Raw genomic sequence first — 18133 nt, 5'->3', positions numbered from 1 at the left:
ATTGCATCCAAGGTCGGCACCTTGCGGCTGCTGACTTGCGCAGCGCAGAGCTATCTCAAGAAGCGCGGCATACCGGATGCACCGGCGACGCTCGCAACGCACGACTGCATCGCGTTTTCAAATATTGCCGGCGGGACGCAGTGGCTATTTCGTAGCGCTGTTCACGGCCGGCAATCCGTTCACATTAAGCCGCGGCTGAACGTCAATACCGCCGAGGCGGCAATCGACGCGACGGTCGCCGGCCTGGGCATCGCGCGCGTGCTTTCCTATCAAGCCGAAGCGGCAATCAGGAAAGGCCGCTTGCGGACTGTTCTCGACCATTATGATGACACCGTCATTCCGGTTCAGCTCATGCAACGATCCGTTCGGCTGCCGAAGCCGCCGGTTCGCGCCTTTGTCCCGATCGCCATCGAAGGACTGCGCAAAAGGCTGAAAGCAATGGAACGCGGCTGACTTACCGACACGCGACTTACGAATCGAGACCTTTTTCGGTCCCCGCTACGCACGCCCGCCAGACCTCGACCGCCTGCTTGGTTTCCTTGACGTCGTGTGCGCGAACGATCTGCACGCCCGCGGCGATACCCGCGACCGCGCAGGCGAGCGAGCCCGCAACGCGGTCCTCGGCTTTCGTCACGTCGCAAAGCTCGCCGATCATTTTCTTGCGGCTGGCGCCGAGAAGGATCGGCACGCCAAGACCATGATAAAGCGAAAGCCCGGCCATCACGGCGACGTTGTGATGCAAGTGCTTGCCGAAGCCGATACCCGGATCGGCCACGATTTTCGCTTTCGGAATGCCCGCCGCAATGCACGCCTGAACGCGGCTCTCGAGATAGTCGAACACGTCGAGCACGACATCGTCGTACTGCGGATTGTCGTTCATCGTTTTGGGATCGCCTTGGGCGTGCATCACTATGACCGGCAGGCCGCTTTCCGCCGCGACTTCGAGGGCTTCAGGATCATGCGTGAAGGACGAAACGTCATTCAGAACGTCGGCACCGGCGGCAGCAGCCTGGCGCATCACTTCGGCTTTGCGCGTGTCGACAGAGATCACGGCACTCGTCCGCGCCCGCAGACCTTCAATGACCGGAATGACGCGCTTCAACTCCTCTTCGGCCGGCACGAAGTCCGCAGTCGGCCTCGTGCTTTCGCCGCCGACATCTAGGATATCGGCGCCTTCCTCGACGAGCGCCAGACCGTGCGCAATTGCGGCTTCGGGGCTCGAATAAAGGCCGCCGTCCGAAAAGCTGTCGGGCGTTACGTTGATGATGCCCATAATGCGCGGCCTATCGAGCGACAGACCCGCAAAGCGGGCGCGACTTGTCGAAAGCTCCTGCAGAATATCGGCGGCAGCCAGCGCCTCGCGACCCCAGTCGCCGCTGAATGCATCGCCGAGAATGATGGTGCGCCGCTTCGTCGACGGCGTCGCCCGCGTCAGTACGTCAAGTGCTGCGAACGACAGGCGGCCGCCCGCCAGCGGCAGGCCCTTCCAGACTGGAATGTCAGTCTCCTCGACCGCGCGCCGCTCGGTCCGATCCCAGAATATCGCGGTCGGTTGCAGATAAATGGAGCGTTTCATCGGCGCGAAATTCCCAGCGCATGCAAAAGCGGCCGCAGTGATTGCGGCCGCTCTGCGATTGATAGCGAGACGCTTAGCCCTGCGGCTGCGGCTCGGGCTCCAGACCGCCCGTCGTCGACTCGCCGCGCGGGCGCGGCTGCCGGCCTGTCGTTGGTACCGTGGATCCAGCCGGACCCTTCGTACCATCGTCGTCATTGGGGCGAACGATCTTGTCACCCCGCATGATCGCTAGGCACTCGTCACCGGTGACCGTCTCGTATTCCATCAGCGCCTGCGCCAGAGCCTCGAGTTCCGGCTTGTGACGCGTCAGCACTTCCCACGCGGTCTTTTCGCCGGCCGTCACGATACGACGCGTTTCCTCGTCGATGAGCTTGGCGGTTTCCTCGCTCATGTTCTGCTGCTGCGTGATCGAATGACCAAGGAACACTTCCTGCTGGTTTTCCGAATAGAGGAGCGGCCCAAGCACGTCGCTCATGCCCCATTCCGTGACCATGCGCTTGGCTATGCCCGTCGCCTGGCTGATGTCGCTCGAAGCACCGGTATTCAGATGCTCGCGGCCATAGATGATCTGCTCGGCAACGCGGCCGCCGAACGCCATGGCGATCTTGCCTTCGCACCATTGCTTGGAATAGCTCAAGCGATCGCGCTCCGGCAAACTCATCGTCACGCCGAGAGCCCGTCCACGCGGGATGATCGTCACCTTGTGCAGCGGATCGTTGCCAGGAACGAGTAGATTGACGATGGCATGACCCGCCTCGTGATAGGCCGTCGCCAGCTTCTCTTCCTGCGTCATGGCCATGGTCTTGCGCTCGGCGCCCATCATGACCTTGTCTTTGGAATCCTCGAACTCGGCCTGTGTCACGAGACGCTTGTTGCGCCGCGCTGCGAGCAGAGCCGCTTCGTTGACAAGGTTCGCCAAATCGGCGCCCGAGAATCCGGGCGTACCGCGGGCAATGACTTTCGGATCGACATCCGGCGCCAGCGGCACCTTCTTCATATGGACGCGCAGGATTTTCTCGCGGCCAAGCACGTCCGGGTTCGGCACCATGATCTGGCGGTCGAAACGGCCGGGACGCAGCAAGGCGGGATCGAGCACGTCGGGACGGTTCGTCGCCGCGATGATGATGATGCCCTCGTTGGCTTCGAAGCCATCCATCTCGACGAGCAGCTGATTGAGCGTCTGCTCGCGCTCATCGTTACCGCCGCCCAAACCGGCGCCGCGATGACGTCCGACGGCATCGATTTCGTCGATGAAGATGATGCACGGCGCGTTCTTCTTCGCCTGCTCGAACATGTCGCGCACGCGGCTGGCGCCAACGCCGACGAACATTTCGACGAAGTCCGAGCCCGAGATCGTGAAGAACGGCACGTTGGCTTCGCCCGCGACGGCGCGCGCGATCAGCGTTTTGCCCGTGCCGGGCGGACCGACGAGCAGGCAGCCACGCGGGATGCGGCCGCCGAGGCGCTGGAATTTCTGCGGGTCGCGCAGGAATTCGACGATCTCTTCGAGATCGGCTTTCGCTTCATCGACGCCCGCAACATCCTCGAACGTCACGCGACCATGCCGCTCGGTCAGGAGTTTAGCGCGCGACTTGCCGAAGCCCATGGCGCGCCCGGATCCCGACTGCATCTGGCGCATGAAAAAGATCCAGACGCCGATGAGCAGCAGCATCGGAAACCAGCTCAGGAGAATGCTCGTAATCGACTGCACTTCGTCCTCTGCAGGCCGGGCTTTGAACTTTACGCCCTTTTCGCGCAAACGCGTCACGAGATTGGGATCTTCCGGCGCGTAAGTCGAGAATGCCGTGTCATTGGACGAAGCATCCCGCTTCGTGCCTGTGATGCGGTTGCCCGCCAGCACGGCCTCCGTTACGGTCCCTTTATCGACGGCATCGAGAAATTCAGAATATTGAATCTCGTTCGCATGCCTCGTCTGGCTGGGATTGCTGACAAGGTTATATAGCGCCAGCAGCAAGACGAAGAGCGCCGCCCAGATCGCAAGTTTCTGATAATTAGGGTTCATTTTGTTCCCTGATGGCGCCGGCCACGCCAACACAGCGTGCGCTCGGGCGGCCTGAGGCCCCCGATTGTGCGCTTAACATAGGGGTCTCCACACTGCCGCACAAGTTTGAGCGTTTTACCAACGTTACTAAAGTTGCCGGTTGCACGGGCACCAGCCTTAATGCCGACTTAAAACTGCGACCGCGCTGAGTTCGCAACCTGCCGGATCGAGGGGTGGTTCGGACGCAAGTGCGAACGGCGCGAGCGAGGGTACCGCCAAAAGTTCCGAGCCTGCCCAAAACGACGGAAGCGCATAGGAGGCGCGCGCCGGCGGCCGGGAATTTCGCGCAAGCCGGCCGGCAATCTTCAAATAGTTTCTGTTGCCTAGCGGCCTGACCGTCACTGTTGTAGTTGCGTCCGGCGTGCTGCGCAAAAGGAACCGCCGATCCCAGATCCGGCTTTCACCCGGACCGAGGCTGATATCACTTTGATCAAGCCTTCCGGCCTCGCGCCAGACACGGACAAAGTGGCTGCCGGCTGAAATCGTCGCACCGCCGAGCGTTGCGGTACATTTATCGGTCAGTTGCAGCCGCGCCGCCAGATCTTCGACTGCCGAAAGTTGCGGCTCGGGACTGGCACCGCCGTATCGCGCGATGAGACGCGCAAGAACCTTCTGGCGAAGAAAGGCCGGACCACGTTTGAAGGGCTCACTGTTGAAGGCGGCGAAAACTTCATTGCCGAATGTCAGATCGAGCGTCGCAACGAAGCACTCTTCGGCGTAACGAAGCGCCGCCTGCGCGTCGCCGAGCCTCCTGGCGGACGTCGCGACCGCCCGAGGCGAAATGCCGGCGGCATCGAGTGACGGAAAGCTTTGCCGCATTCGCGCGCGCTCGTAGCGTACGTCGCCGTTTGTCGGGTCTTCGACAAAGCCGACACCGCGCGCGGCGAGCGTTGCGAGCAGGCTGGATTTCGAAAATGACAGCAGCGGTCGCACGAGCGCGATCGGTGACGCTTCGCCTAGCGCACGCTCAACCGGCATCGACGCCAGTCCATCGACGCCCGCGCCGCGCGCCAGCCGCATCGCGAATGTTTCGGCCTGATCGTCGAGATGATGCGCGGTGACGACGGCAGTACGCGAAGCAGCGAAACTCCGGGCATGCTCGTCGAGTAATTGGTATCGAGCCCGCCGCGCCGCATCGGCGAGGCCGGTCGTCGGCTTCTCGTCAAGCCAGTGCAGAACTGTGTGCGTCAAACCAAGTCGGGCAGATTCGCGACCGACGAATTCGGCTTCTGCGCCAGACTCTGGCCGCAGTTTATGATCGACTGTCGCGACAGAGATCACTGGCAGTCGGGAATTGCGCCGCGCCTGCCACTCCGCCGCGAGAACGAGCAGAGCCATGCTGTCGGGTCCGCCTGAAACCGCGAGGACGACATGGTCGAAGCTTGCGAGACGCGCCAGGGCGGCGTCGGCGTCAGTATTGGTGATCGGCGAATTGGTTCGGCGTTCCACGTAGCCTCACACGGCCATCACTGGCACCCAACGCGTTGGCGTTCGGATTGAGCGCGCGACTTTACGCTCTGAGGTGCGTTCGGAAACTTCGACGAGAGTTCCGCATAGGACGAGCAGGCCGCGTCCTTCTGGCCAAGACGATCGAGCGACATCGCCAACTTCAAAAGACTGTCGGGCGCTTTCGCGCTTTGGGCATACGTCTGGTAGCCCTTCAGGAAGGCGCCGGCCGCTGCCTTGTATTGACCACGAACGAAATGAGTCTCGCCGAGCCAATACTGTGCGTTCCCGGAAAGCGAGTCATTCGGATACTTCGCCAGGAAGTCGTCGAACGCGGCTTGCGCCGCTCCGTAGTCCCGCTGCAGGAGATAGCCGTACGCGGTCTCGTAGAGCTCCTTTGGATTGGTGCTATCAAGCGGCAGCGGAAGTGCCGCCGTCGCCACCGGAGCGGGCGTCATGCCCGGGCTCGCCGACATTCCTCCATTGGGGCCTCCAGCTGGGGCGGCCTGTGCGGCGGCCGGAGGCGGCGCATCACCGTCCAGCAATCCGCCGATGGCATCGCCACCGCTGCCCGGAGATACCGTCGTCGCACCAAACCCGCCGCCGGTGCTTCCGCCATGATCCGTCGCTGACTCCGGGCCGGGCTCCATCGCAGCCGTGTTCGTATTCGAAGGAATGTCTCCACGGCGCGGGTTGCCGCCAAGGCTGCGAACCTGATCGGATAGCTGCTGAAGCTCGGCCGTCAGCGCCCGAACCTGCGTCTCGAGACCGTCGATGCGCGCCGCATCCGCGCCGCCGGAAGGAGCCGGGAACGCCGCCGGTGCCGAGCCACCGCTCTTGCCGAGCGACTCGAGCGTGCCGACAACAACCTGCATGTCGACGAGCTGCTCTTCGAGTGTCTCGACACGCGCCTTGAGACCCGCATCTGCCGCCGGCGCCGTCGCGGCCGCGGCTGGCGCGCCTTTCGCGGCTTTTTCATTTCCGGACTGAGCAAGCGCCGGTGCCCCCCACGCCAGCAGCAGCATCAGCGCTGCGGCCGGAAGGCATCCAAAACCGTTGTCAAACCTAAGCTTGGCCATATTCTGGCTCTGCCCCGCTTTCGATTTCGCCGTCAATACCAAAGGTTGGAACGGACCAGTTCTAACCCGGCCCGCGTCGCATCTCCACCTGCGCTGCGCCGCAAAGAAAATCAACCGCGCAGTACCTTGCCATCACCAGTTCCGGGCGCTCGGGCGTGTCGGCCAAGCATCCGCCGCTATTGTGGGTCCTGATCCGCCGATTTGGACAATGTGTGCGGACCCAATGGCATTGTCGAGCGCGGACCCACTGGCGCGCCGTCACCCCGCCAGCCATTGATAAGAACTTCCGAGTTGCGGTTTTGCGCCTGGCAAAGCGGAGTTGCGCAAAGGGCCAGGCGGTCACTATCGCCGGCTGCCTTGATTTCTATCCGTCCGCCGTCGATACCGGCCGCGACAAGCCTGTCCCGCACGGCCTCGGCGCGCTGGCGTGACAAGTCCAGTGCGGCACCGCGATTGCCGCCGTCATCGGCTCGCCCGATCACCGTGACCGTAAGGCTCGGCCGGGCTTTCAGCCAGCGAGCCTGATTTTCGATGATGCTGCGAGCCCGGCCGCCGATCGTAGCGCTGCTCTCGGAAAAGAAAACCCGGTCGCCGACATCGATGAGGAAGGCACGCCGATACTTCGTCGTGTGTTCGGCTTCGTCGGCCTGTATCACTTCGCGCTGTTCGGACGAGGCATCCCTGTCGAGCGCCGCAAGAACATTCTGGGCGCGCAAGGCTTCGGGCGACCCAGGATAGTCTTTTATCAGCTGCCCAAAAAGCCGGCGCGCCGATTCCGGGGCGTGGTCGGCCGCGGCATCCATGCCATCTTCGAGAAGTTCCGCCGGCGTTTGCCGGTCCAATTCATTGTCCTGCGCCATGGCGAACGGAATGAGGGAAGCCGGAACAAATGCAATCGTCAGGGCGAACGCCGCCCAAGCGAAGCAAAACGCAAACTTTGAGCGGCGGAAATTGGACATGAGACGCGGTGCGACGATCTGATGTTTGGCTTGTCCTTATGCCGATCCAATTGGGCTAAACTTTGCTGGATTCTCTCGCGTAACCAAAATCGTCCGGACGACTGTGGCCGGTTTGCGTGTCGTTTCCTGAGCGGACAAATAGCCGGTCCGCGATGCGCTTAGCGCTGGCTTACGACGCCGCCGCTATTCAGCACCGTCTGCGCACGCCGGTTCTGCGACCAGCATGAAATGTCGTTGCAAACGGCGACGGGCCGTTCCTTGCCGTAGGAAATGGTCCGGATGCGTGCCCCGTTGATGCCGTTCTGCGCCAGGTAGTTGCGCACCGTCGTCGCGCGGCGTGCGCCGAGCGCGATGTTATATTCGCGCGTCCCGCGCTCGTCGGCATGACCTTCGATCGTGATCGTGTACTGCGGATATTGCTGCAACCAGTGGGCCTGCTTGACGAGCGTCTGCGTTGCTTCAGGCGTCAGGTCGACGGAATCTGTCGAGAAGTAAACGATATCGCCAACGTTCTGAGCGAAGTCTCTCTGCGAGCCCGGCGTTGCAGCTCCGTATTTGCCGCTCAGTGCATCAGGCTGTAGTTCTTTGTTGGCGGCGCACGCGCCGACCATTGCCACAAGAATCGAAACGGCGGCAAGGCGCAGCCCTAAGCTTCGCGCAACCGAGGCCAGCATTTCGTTATCCCTTTCGTCTCGGCGCCAACTTTCGGGCAAGCCGCTCTATCTATTTTCGCACAGCGCGAAACGGCTGTTATCCTCTCTGAGTCTAGTGAACCGTTCAGCCGAAAATGTGGCCGGTTCTGAAGGCCAGAGCGGAATACGTCTGCCGTAACCCGTGTCGGCTTGAGTCGCCGATATGGCGATCAGCGCCGCTTCCAGTCGAAAATCTAGCATTCTGGCTTGCCGCGGTGACTGCGGCCAATTCGATTTACGCACTCTTTTCGACATCGGATTTCGACGTCGATTTGAAGCGACTAATTCTCGCCTCGAGATTTGATTCGAGTCCTAAAAAGCTCAAGACCGAGATGGTGACGACGAAGTCGCCAACAACTCGGTCTTGTAGATAGGATGAATAACGCGTTACTCCGAAAACAGGCAGCGCTTAACGCGCGACCTGGTCCGAAGCGGCCGGTCCGCGCAGCTTGGGTGGCTGGTACTCACAACTTGCGCTGTTAGCAACAGCACCCAAGACAGCAGCGACAACGGCTGCGCTCTTCATATTCAGCGTCCTTTGAATTCCAAACTAGTCGCTAGATTAGCGAACAGCCTGGCCGCTTGCGGTAGGACCGCCGAGCTTCAAAGGCACATGCTCCGCTTCGCGGCGGCATGCGCTAACTGCAATAGCCGCAGCTACCACTGACAAAAGGATCAGCCCCTTCACACCCTGCATGGTCATATCTCCTGATACGATTCCGGCAATAGCCGTACTTTGGGGTACCGGCAGGGCGCGTCGCGATCAAGAACAGAGGCGCTGAATGCCGAGTTTTCCGATCGTACAGATGCGAAAATGCAACGGCTGTGAGTGCGAGAAAGTCAACACTTTTCGCGATACGGCAAGATGGCCCAAGCCATTGTTATGAATTATTTTTTTCTGGTCCTCGAAGACTCGAAAGCTGGTGCGACGAGGCCCCGTTCGTAAACAAGGTGTTAATTCAGAAGCGGTGACCAAGCGGGGTCGGAACCGAACGCGGGCGTAGCCACTTTCCGCTCGTTGAAACCGGTTATGTCGACCGAAAAGATTCGGGGACCGCCGGTCGCGCCGCCGGGGTCGCGGAAGAACATCAACACCCGCCCGTTCGGCGCCCAGGTCGGCCCCTCGTTATGGAAGCCTTCCGTCAAGACACGCTCGCCCGAGCCATCCGGCTTCATCACGCCGATCAGAAACTGACCACCGGATTGCTTGGTGAATGCGATGTAGTCGCCCCGCGGCGACCAGACCGGAGTCGAATAGCTCCCATCGCCCATCGAAATCGGATGCGCACCCGAGCCGTCGGCATTCATCACGTAAAGCCGCTGGCTCCCGTCCCGGTCGCTTTCAAACACGATCTGACTACCGTCGGGCGCATAGCTCGGGCTGGTATCGATTCCGGTCGCCTCGGTCAGGCGGCGTGACTGCCGCGACCTTAGATCCATCTCGTAAATGCTCGTGCGGCCGTCCGGCGTGCCGAGGCTCATGACGATCTTCTGACCGTCCGGCGAGAAGCGCGGCGCAAACGTCATACCGGGGAAATCGCCGACCAGCTCGCGTTTGCCGGTCTCCAGGTTCATGATGAACACCTTCGGCTGGTCGTTGGTGTACGACATGTAGGTGATTTCCTGGTTCGTCGGCGAGAACCGTGGCGTCAGCACCAGTTCCTTGCCCTGGCTGAGAAGGCGAACGTTGGCACCGTCCTGATCCATGATGGCGAGCCGCTTGATGCGATGCTCCGCCGGCCCGGTTTCATCGACGAAAACAATATGCGTGTCGAAGTACCCCTTCTCGCCCGTCAAACGCTCGTAGACGCTGTCGGCGATCAGATGGCCGATGCGACGCCAGTTCTGGCCGGCGGTTGAAAATCGTTGCCCTGCAAGCTGCTTGCCCGAAGCAACGTCCCAGAGCCGGAACTCGGCGCCGACCTTGCCGCTGCCGTCGTTGACGATCCTTCCGACCACCAGGGCTTCGGCCTGTATCGAACGCCAGTCGGGGAATCGCGGCGCGGCGTTGACGTCGCGTACCTGTTCGAGAAATGACGCCCGATCGAGGGGACGGAATAGGCCCGAGCGTTCAAGGTCTGCCTGGACGACGTTCGAGACATCCCCGGCGAGCTGCGCATCATCCCCGAGGAATACCGGGATGGCGATCGGGATCGGCGTGATCGTTCCCTCGGTCTGCGTGCCCTTGAGCTGTGCAAGGGCCGGGGTCACGAGATTTGGACCGAACCACGAGCTCACGACAGCGAGGGCGGCAACGGCGAGCGCTCTTTTGAGGCGGTCGTTAAACCTCATGACTGATGCCTCATGTGTACCCTCGATGATTCGATGCTCTGTGAAGTGTCGCTTCGCTTCGCGGCGGAATGAAGCAACTTTTTGGCGGTCACAACATTTGGCGCGGGTCGAACGTCCAATCGATCGTCTTCCAGCCACCTTCGTATTTGTCCGGCGGCAGCCGGAACGGCGCGCACATCTTGACGGCTCTTAGCGCTGCCTCCGTATAAACTTGGCCAGCCGTCGTCGAGGGTGCCGATATGACGCGGGGCTCGCCGGCGATGGTGCCGTCGGGGTTCATCTCCCAGTGCAGGGCAACGACCGGCACGTCGCTGCCGCCGCCCGTCCCAGGTGGCCGCCAGCAGCCGTTGAGCTGCGATTTGAGCATACCCTTCAGGAGATCCTGTTCGCGTAATGAAAGCACCGTATCCGTTCCGGTTGCGGTACCGGCTTCCTTGCCGATGATGTCCGACTTTGTGCTCGTTCCGGCAGCCTGCTGACCTTTTTTCCTCGGGTCCTTGTCGAGTAGCGCCTTCGGAGGCGCATCGTCCGGTGCCTTTTCGAGCAGGGACGCAATTTTGCTGGCATCGAATTTCTTCTTTGCGGCTTCGGCTTTCTTTTTCGCTTCCTGCTGCTTCTTTTTCTTCAGCTCTTCGGCGTGCTTTTTCTTGCGCTCTGCTTCTTCGGCTTTCTTCTTGGCTTCGTCCTCGGCTTTCTTTTTTGCCTCTTCCGCGGCCTTTTGCTTCGCTTCCTCGGCCTTGTGTTCTTCCTCAAGCTTCTGTTCGAGAAGCTTTTTTTCTTCGGGCGTCGGCCCGGGAGCGGGCTCCGGCGGCGGCGGGGGCTCCTCGATTTTCTTCGCTATTGGATCAGGCGCGGGCTTCGGTGGCTCGGCCGCCGCCGGTGGCTCGGCTTCGGGCGGAGGCTCGACTTTCGCGACTTCCTGCTCCGGTGGCGGCGGGGGAGGCGGCGCCGCGTTGCTCGGCTTCGCCGTGTCGTTCTTGCTGTCGTCGGGCTTCGGCTCTTCCTTGGCTTTCGTATCGAGGTTCTTTGCGTCCTCGCTGCCGCGTTTGAGGCGCAGAAATTCCGAAGGCGTGATGATGTCGGCGGCAATTGCCGGTGTATCGGGCGTCAACTCCGACACGGAACGCATGGATAAAAGCGCCCACCCGAGGAGTGCGGCGTGGAAGAGAAAGGACAGAACAAGCCCGAAGGGCACGGCTACGAGCCTCCCTTCTCCTGATCGAGGACGAACGACAGCTTCTTGAACCCGCCGTCGTTGATGCGACCCATCACCTTCATCACGACGCCGTAGGAAACGCCCCTGTCGCCGCGCACGAAGATCGTCTCGTCATAGCCGTTCTTGGCAATCGCCTTGAGCTTTGTCGCAAGATCGTCGAGGCCAACCTGTGTTTCGCCGATATAGACATCGCCATCGAGTTTGACCGTGACGGCGAGCGGCTCCTGTTTCGGTGTCGGAATTTGTTGTCCCTTGGCCTCCGGGAGATCGACCGGAATTCCGACTTGAAGCAGCGGCGCCGCGACCATGAAGATGATCAGCAGCACGAGCATGACGTCGACCATCGGCGTGACGTTGATTTCGCTCATCGGCGCATGGCGTCCGCGCCGCCCGCGTCCCCGCCCTCCACCGCCGACTTTGACGCTTGCGCCCATAGGCTCAGTTCCTCACGTCGATCTGGCGCGACACGATCGCCGCGAATTCATCGGAAAAAGCATATAAACGCTGCGAAATTGCGGAGGAGTCCGCCGAGAACTTATTGTAGAAAACGACCGCCGGGATGGCTGCCATGAGGCCGAGCGCCGTCGCAAAAAGCGCTTCGGCAATGCCCGGTGCGACGACGGCGAGAGACGTATTTTTCGAAACGGCGATCGACTGGAAGCTCGTCATGATGCCCCAGACGGTGCCGAAAAGGCCTACGAACGGTGCCGTCGATCCGACAGTTGCGAGAAACAGAAGCCGCCGGTCGAGCCGCTCCATTTCGCGACTGATCGTGACGTCCATGACCTTCTCGACGCGGAGCTGAATGCCGCCGAGCGCGCGAATATTGCCTTCAACAGAGCGCTTCCACTCGCGCATCGCCGCAACGAACAAGGCCGCCATCGTGATCGTCCGGCCGCGCGACAGGCTCGCATATAACTCGTCGAGCGATTGGCCCGACCAGAACAGTTGTTCGAAGCGGTCGCTTTCGATGCGTGCCCGCCGGAACGCCAAGAGCTTCTCGAAAATGATCGCCCACGACCAGATCGAGGCGAGACCAAGCCCGGTCATCACGATCTTGACGACGATGCTGGCCTGTAGGAACAGCTCGACAAAAGAAAACCCGGCCGCACTGACCGGAGCGACGACGCCTTGAGCGACTTCCGCGGGATTCATTTCACCATCCGTGTCGAAAAACTGCGATACCCGTGCGACAGCGCACGTGCCTTAGACGTCCGGCAGCATTGACCATTGCGCGCTACGAGCTCGCGGAACGGCGCGTGTGATGGTGTGATGAAATTCACCCCGACAGCCATGCCCCGCCGCATGCGCTTCTTTCATTATGAGCTTTCGCCTCGCAATATGACCAAACGAGGGCTTATCGCAGAGGGTCGCAACGACGCATCTTAGTGTTTATCCACGTAAAATGCCGACATTGGCCTCTATGGGAGCCTTGCGGTGCCGGGTGTCAATCAACCTTGGCGCTCTGCACACTGTTTTGACGCGAGGCTCAAGTCCCCGGCGCTCAACGCCCTCACCTGGGGTCTTGTGCCTGCGTTTGCGCCAGGAAAGCCCGGCGCACGGCCTCACTTAAGCGCAACGGCTTGCCCGAAATGGAAACGAGAACGACCGTCACCTCGGCTTCGACCAGACGCTGGTCGCCGCGCATGACCGTCTGAATGAGCGTGACACTGGCGCCCCCGATTTCCTTGACTCGCGTCTCGATCTCCAAAAGATCATCCATACGTCCGGGACGAAAAAAATCGATGTGCATGCGCCGGACGACGAAAGCCGCCGGTTCGCGATTATCGGAGCCGTCGATCAGCTGGCGCGCGTCGGTTCCGAGCAATCTCAGGAAATCGGTACGGCCGCGTTCCACGAAGCGCACGAACGAGGCGTGATAGACGACGCCGCCTGCATCGGTATCTTCGAAATAGACGCGAACCGGAAGGACATGGCGCGGACCGGCCTCGTCGCGCATGATGCGGCCCGCAAGATCGGGCCACTGCCGTTGCGTCACACTTCACCTCCATTGCCGAGATCGACGACGACGATTTCGGGAGGAGCGCCAAACCGGATCGGCAACGACGAGCACCCGAGGCCGCCGGAAACGATCAGATGGCGACCCTCTTCCACCTTGTGCCCATAAACATAGCGGCTGCCGAAACGCGACGGCACGACCGGCGCATAGCCAAAAATGCGAATTTGGCCGCCGTGCGTGTGGCCCGCAAGCGTCAGCGAAACGCGGTCGGGAACATTCGGAAATATATCCGGCTCATGAGCCATCAGGATCACGGGCGCGTCATCGGTCACTTGCTTCAGCGTGCCGGGAAGATCATCGACCCCATGATAATCGACTTTGCCGCTTCTCACGAATTCGTCGTACTCGTCGTCCGTCGGCCAGAAGGCCCACTGATCGCCGAGACCCGCGATCCAGAATGGCCGGCCGTCTTTCTCAAACCGCATGACATTGTTTTCGTAAACCGCGATGCCGACGGCCTGCAACGCCAGACCGGCGCGAGTCGGGCCCGCGCGCCGCCGCTGTACACTAGCCTCGTCCCACCAGTCGTGATTGCCGAGAACGGCGTGGACGCCAAGCGGTGCTTTGAGCTTGCCAAGAACCGTTGCCCAAGTCCCGGCGCTCACCGGCGTCGAATACTTTCCGAGGCTGTGCCCGACGACGTAGTCGCCGAGCAGAAGGATCGCATCGGCACCCAGTCTGTTCGTCTCCTCGACGATGCCCTCGAGTCTTTGGATCGACATCCACGGCTCGCAGACGTGCAGGTCCGCAAGCACAGCCAGCCGCAGCTTCAGTTCCGGCGTCCAGCGCGGCGGCGTAAGCCGATATCGCGTGACGTTTTCCTGAAAAGCCTCGGCAACCGCGTAGCCGCTCAACGCGAAGCTGCCAAAGCCCAGCGTAGCAAACATCTTCAGCAAATCACGGCGGCTGATCACGGCAGAACCTTCGATATTGAATGCGAATTGGGAATAGCGGGTAAGAGCGGATTTCGTCCAACAATGCTGGCGAAAAAGTGAATATCGCCGCTTTGAACGCGGTGCCAGCGTCGTTACGTCTCGCCCTCACCCTCGTCGAATATCGGTAATTCCGGTGTCGCCGATCGGGCTGGCCCACTGACGCCGAGGTGGCGATACGCCTTCAAGGTCAGGACCCGCCCCCGTGGGGTTCGGGCAATGAACCCCTGCTGCAACAGGTAGGGCTCGACGATGTCTTCCAGCGCATCGCGCGGCTCCGACAGTGCCGCGGCGAGCGTCTCAATGCCGACCGGGCCGCCTTCGTAGTTGGTCAGAATACAACCGAGATAGCGATGATCCAGCGCATCGAGGCCCTCGGCGTCGACCTCCAGCATCTTCAGCGCCCTGTCGGCGACCACGGCGTTGATGACGGCGGCGCCTTCAACCGCCGCAAAATCGCGGACCCGGCGAAGCAGCCGGCCGGCGATGCGTGGCGTGCCGCGCGAACGCTTGGCGATCTCGCGGGAGCCATCGGCCGCCATCGGCGCGCCGAGCACGCGAGCTCCACGGCCGACGACCAGCTCGAGTTCGGCAATGGAATAAAAATTGAGCCGCACCGGAATGCCGAAGCGGTCGCGCAACGGATTGGTCAGCAGACCGACCCGCGTCGTCGCCCCAATGAGAGTGAATTTCGGCAAATCGATCCGCACCGAACGGGCGGCCGGACCTTCGCCGATCATCAGGTCGAGCTGGAAATCCTCCATCGCCGGATAGAGAATTTCTTCGACTGCGGGACTTAGCCGATGGATTTCGTCGATGAAAAGCACGTCGCGCTCTTCGAGGTTCGTTAGCAGCGCCGCAAGGTCGCCGGCTTTTGATATGACGGGGCCGGATGTGGCGCGGAAACCGACGCCAAGCTCTTTCGCCAAAATCTGCGCCAGCGTCGTTTTACCGAGACCCGGCGGCCCGGCAAAAAGCACGTGATCGAGTGCATCGCCGCGTCCACGCGCCGCCTGAATGAAAACACGGAGGTTGGCGCGCGCCTGTTCCTGGCCAATGAACTCATCGAGCGACTGCGGGCGGATCGTCGCCTCGAGGCCGTCCACGTCCTTTCGCGCACCGCTGACGAGCCGGTCGGTCATGGTTTGTTCGTGGCGCTATTCGCTCGCCGCGTCAAGCAGTCTGCTGAGCAGAATGATCAGTCTAATTATCAGGCGTCTGGCGCAGAATACCTCCGTAGATCAGCATGGCGCGCATGCCGATTGCCACGAGGCCCGCGAGAAACGCCAGGACCGGCGGCGCGCCACCGTCGGGCAATGGAAAAATGATTGCGCCCGCCGCAAAGCCGAGCACCCCGGCGACCGCCGCCTGCAGCCAGGTATACGACCCATGTTGCAGCACGAACGGAACCAGCCCGAGCGCCGCAACCGTCGCCGGCAGCGAACTCCAAGCGAAGGCACTGATTGCGACATCGCCCAGCGGCGCTTCCCCTCGCGGCGGCAACACATAATCGGCGAACGGACCGGCGAGCGTTATGGCAACCACGATAAGGCTGGCGAAGAATGGCGCCGCCAGCGACGTAATCAGCGCCATCCCCAATGCGCGTTGACCGTTGCTCACGTCTTTCATTGTCTCGCTCCCCCCATCGTACACTTCGGTCCAATCGCGGAGCGGTCTCTCGGCCGATCCCTATCGGGCCAGCTCTTTGAGGCTGCGCTTGATCAACGCCGCAGTGTCGGCCCCCTCGCCAAGTTCTCGTGATGCCAGCGCCACGGCGGCATTGGCCTGAGCCGGGTTATAGCCGAGATTGGTAAGGGCGGAGATCGCTTCGGCGGCGCCAAGGCCGGCGAGCGACGAACTCGAAACCATTGTTGCCGCGCTGCCACCGGATGTCTGAAGCCCCGCAATCGACAGCGCCGGCGCCTTGTCCTTCAACTCGGCGACGATGCGCTGCGCCAGCTTCTTGCCGACGCCGGGTGCTTCCTCGACCGCCGCCCAATTTCCAAGAGCGATGGCGTTCGCGAGGTCCTGCGGCGCCAGCACGTCGAGCACGCTGAGCGCGACCTTGGCGCCGACGCCCTGGATTGTCTGCAGCGTGCGAAACCAACTGCGCTCAAATTCGCTTTGAAATCCGAATAACCGGATCGCGTCTTCGCGAACGTGCGTATCGATGGTGAGCGCGACCTCATCGCCCGGCTTCAGGTTGCGCAGCGTTCGCGCCGACGCCTGCACCTCGTAGCCGACGCCATGAACGTCGATGACGAGAAAGCTGTCGCCGACCGCATCGACCTTGCCGCGCAGCTTGCCGATCATGTCTCGGCCACCTTCGGCGTTAGCGCAGCGAGCCTTTGGCGGCTGGTCCGGTGGTGCGCGTGTGTGATGGCGATGGCAAGTGCATCGGCTTCGTCCGCCCCTTCGAACTTCGCTTTTGGCAGCAGGAACGCGATCATCGCCTGGATCTGGTGCTTCTCCGCGTGTCCCGTGCCCGTCACCGATTTCTTTATGAGGTTCGGCGTGTATTCTGCAACGCGTAACCCCAGCCGTGCCGGAGCCAGCAGAATCGCGCCGCGCGCCTGCCCGAGCTTCAACGTCGAGCGCGGATTTTCGTTGACGAACGTCTCTTCGACGGCGGCCTCCGAAGGGCTGAAGCTCTGGATGACGCTCGTGATGCTGTCGAAGAGAGCCGACAGCCGGTAGGCAAGATCATCGTCCTTCGGTGGGGTGATGACGCCCGACGCCACGTAGACGAGCCGCGCCCCATCGCATTCGATGATTCCCCAGCCCGTGCGCCTGAGGCCTGGGTCGATACCGATGATGCGAATCGCTCGTCCGTTCATGCTTCTCGCATAACACGATCCAGCCATGCTGCCGACGCCGTCAAACCCAGTCTCGTCCTGGCTGAAGATTGGGCTTAACTGGTAAGATCCGAGAAGCGCCTAACGCCCCTTGCAATGCGGCGATGATCTGAGGACGAACTTATGGACCCAACCTTTGGCCACCCTCTCTGGATTTTTGTGGGCGCGCTGCTTGTGCTAGTCGGCCTCTGGCTATTTCTCTGGGCGACAGGCCGGAGTGCCAGCGCCACGGAGCAAGGTAAGCTCAGCGGACTCTTCAGACGCCGCAAAAGCCAGCCCAATGCGCCGTCAACGGCGACTACGAATGCGACGCCGAGCAAGACGGCGACCAACTTCCGCCGCGCCATGTCTCAGCTTTTCGGGATCATCGGCTTCTTGATGATCATAGCCGGACTGATGGCCGCCGTGCTCGGGGTGTTCTATCCCGGCGAATAGTCAGGTGCTCGGCTGGAGCGCAGCGGCCGCATTGCGAGCGAAATGCCCCCGGCCACCATCCCCACTCCATGGCCGGGCTTGACCCCGCCATCCAGGGCCACGGATGCTAGCGTTTGAACAAGCTGCTCTGGATGGCCGCCTCCGAGGACGGCCATGACGTGGCGGGGTATCGTTACGCCGCCGTCAGCTTCTTCAAAACCTCGTCCGAGATTTCGAAGTTGGCATAAACGTTTTGCACGTCGTCGTCGTCTTCGAGAGCGGCAAGCATTTTCAGGATGGTTTGCGCATTGTCTTCGTCGACCGGCGCCGTCAGATTCGGTTTCCAGACGGCTTTGACGCTTTGCGCTTCGCCAAGTTTCTTCTCGAGCTCGGCGGCGACCGTGCCAAGAGAATCGAACGCGCAGACGATGACGTGGCCGCTTGCGTCGGATTGAACATCATCGGCGCCCGTCTCGATCGCGGCATCGAGAACGGCTTCGGCCGATCCGGCCTCGGCCTTATAGGTGATTTCGCCGATGTGGTTGAACATGTGGCTGACGGCGCCCGTGGCACCGAGGTTGCCGCCGTAC

General features: G+C 61.6%; 19 protein-coding genes. 2 read left to right on the top strand and 17 right to left on the bottom strand.

The window, feature by feature from the left end:
• Positions 1 to 453: LysR substrate-binding domain-containing protein (locus VN623_RS12805; RefSeq protein WP_325571486.1), on the top strand; the 453-nt coding region annotated here is incomplete at its 5' end.
• Positions 454 to 469: 16 nt separating this feature from the next.
• Here the strand turns inward: VN623_RS12805 and folP are convergent.
• From folP to ruvC, 16 genes are all read right to left on the bottom strand, one after another.
• Complete coding sequence (gene folP / locus VN623_RS12800; protein ID WP_325571484.1) at positions 470 to 1576, bottom strand: dihydropteroate synthase; 1107 nt, start codon at positions 1574 to 1576, stop codon at positions 470 to 472.
• Positions 1577 to 1649: 73 nt separating this feature from the next.
• Positions 1650 to 3599 (bottom strand): ATP-dependent zinc metalloprotease FtsH, encoded by a 1950-nt coding sequence (gene ftsH / locus VN623_RS12795; protein WP_325571481.1) that lies wholly within the window; start codon positions 3597 to 3599, stop codon positions 1650 to 1652.
• A 156-nt stretch (positions 3600 to 3755) separates the two neighbouring features.
• A complete protein-coding gene (tilS, locus tag VN623_RS12790; RefSeq protein WP_325571479.1) occupies positions 3756 to 5087 on the bottom strand; it encodes a tRNA lysidine(34) synthetase TilS in 1332 nt (443 codons plus the stop codon).
• A gap of 17 nt (positions 5088 to 5104) precedes the next feature.
• A complete protein-coding gene (gene ybgF / locus VN623_RS12785; protein ID WP_325571476.1) occupies positions 5105 to 6163 on the bottom strand; it encodes a tol-pal system protein YbgF in 1059 nt (352 codons plus the stop codon).
• A 176-nt stretch (positions 6164 to 6339) separates the two neighbouring features.
• Positions 6340 to 7122, bottom strand: coding sequence for an OmpA family protein (locus VN623_RS12780; RefSeq protein WP_325571474.1), 783 nt, complete (start codon positions 7120 to 7122; stop codon positions 6340 to 6342).
• Positions 7123 to 7280: 158 nt separating this feature from the next.
• Complete coding sequence (gene pal / locus VN623_RS12775) at positions 7281 to 7796, bottom strand: peptidoglycan-associated lipoprotein Pal (protein WP_325571472.1); 516 nt, start codon at positions 7794 to 7796, stop codon at positions 7281 to 7283.
• Positions 7797 to 8768: 972 nt separating this feature from the next.
• A complete protein-coding gene (gene tolB / locus VN623_RS12770) occupies positions 8769 to 10106 on the bottom strand; it encodes a Tol-Pal system beta propeller repeat protein TolB (RefSeq protein WP_325571470.1) in 1338 nt (445 codons plus the stop codon).
• Positions 10107 to 10194: 88 nt separating this feature from the next.
• On the bottom strand, positions 10195 to 11301 hold the full coding sequence (tolA, locus tag VN623_RS12765; protein WP_325571468.1) for a cell envelope integrity protein TolA: 1107 nt from the start codon (positions 11299 to 11301) through the stop codon (positions 10195 to 10197).
• A 2-nt stretch (positions 11302 to 11303) separates the two neighbouring features.
• Positions 11304 to 11756 (bottom strand): biopolymer transporter ExbD, encoded by a 453-nt coding sequence (locus tag VN623_RS12760; protein WP_325571466.1) that lies wholly within the window; start codon positions 11754 to 11756, stop codon positions 11304 to 11306.
• Positions 11757 to 11760: 4 nt separating this feature from the next.
• Positions 11761 to 12477, bottom strand: coding sequence for a protein TolQ (tolQ, locus tag VN623_RS12755; RefSeq protein WP_325571464.1), 717 nt, complete (start codon positions 12475 to 12477; stop codon positions 11761 to 11763).
• Positions 12478 to 12835: 358 nt separating this feature from the next.
• Entirely contained in the window at positions 12836 to 13321 is a 486-nt protein-coding gene (gene ybgC / locus VN623_RS12750) for a tol-pal system-associated acyl-CoA thioesterase (RefSeq protein ID WP_325571462.1), read from the bottom strand.
• Positions 13318 to 14256 (bottom strand): metallophosphoesterase, encoded by a 939-nt coding sequence (locus VN623_RS12745; protein WP_325571460.1) that lies wholly within the window; start codon positions 14254 to 14256, stop codon positions 13318 to 13320. The genes ybgC and VN623_RS12745 overlap by 4 nt, the downstream gene beginning before the upstream one ends.
• Before the next feature lie 113 nt (positions 14257 to 14369).
• The gene (ruvB, locus tag VN623_RS12740) at positions 14370 to 15416 is read right to left on the bottom strand and encodes a Holliday junction branch migration DNA helicase RuvB (RefSeq protein ID WP_325571458.1); all 1047 of its coding nucleotides are present in this window, start codon (positions 15414 to 15416) and stop codon (positions 14370 to 14372) included.
• 61 nt (positions 15417 to 15477) lie between these two features.
• Positions 15478 to 15903, bottom strand: coding sequence for a hypothetical protein (locus VN623_RS12735; protein WP_325571456.1), 426 nt, complete (start codon positions 15901 to 15903; stop codon positions 15478 to 15480).
• Between the two features lie 60 nt (positions 15904 to 15963).
• Entirely contained in the window at positions 15964 to 16587 is a 624-nt protein-coding gene (gene ruvA, locus VN623_RS12730) for a Holliday junction branch migration protein RuvA (protein ID WP_325571454.1), read from the bottom strand.
• On the bottom strand, positions 16584 to 17111 hold the full coding sequence (gene ruvC, locus VN623_RS12725; protein WP_325571451.1) for a crossover junction endodeoxyribonuclease RuvC: 528 nt from the start codon (positions 17109 to 17111) through the stop codon (positions 16584 to 16586). Before ruvC ends, ruvA begins: the two co-directional genes overlap by 4 nt.
• A gap of 141 nt (positions 17112 to 17252) precedes the next feature.
• Between ruvC and VN623_RS12720 the strand changes: the two genes are divergently transcribed.
• Positions 17253 to 17564 carry a hypothetical protein gene (locus VN623_RS12720; RefSeq protein WP_325571449.1) on the top strand — a complete coding sequence of 104 codons (312 nt, stop codon included), beginning with the start codon at positions 17253 to 17255 and terminating at the stop codon, positions 17562 to 17564.
• A gap of 172 nt (positions 17565 to 17736) precedes the next feature.
• Here VN623_RS12720 and VN623_RS12715 read toward each other — a convergent pair.
• On the bottom strand, positions 17737 to 18133 hold a 397-nt coding region (locus tag VN623_RS12715; RefSeq protein WP_325571447.1), incomplete at its 5' end, for a YebC/PmpR family DNA-binding transcriptional regulator.

This window comes from Hyphomicrobium sp. (assembly GCF_035572195.1).
GTDB lineage: Bacteria > Pseudomonadota > Alphaproteobacteria > Rhizobiales > Hyphomicrobiaceae > Hyphomicrobium_B.
The sequence above is the reverse complement of the archived record's forward strand: the minus strand, read 5'-3'. Positions and strand labels throughout refer to the sequence as shown.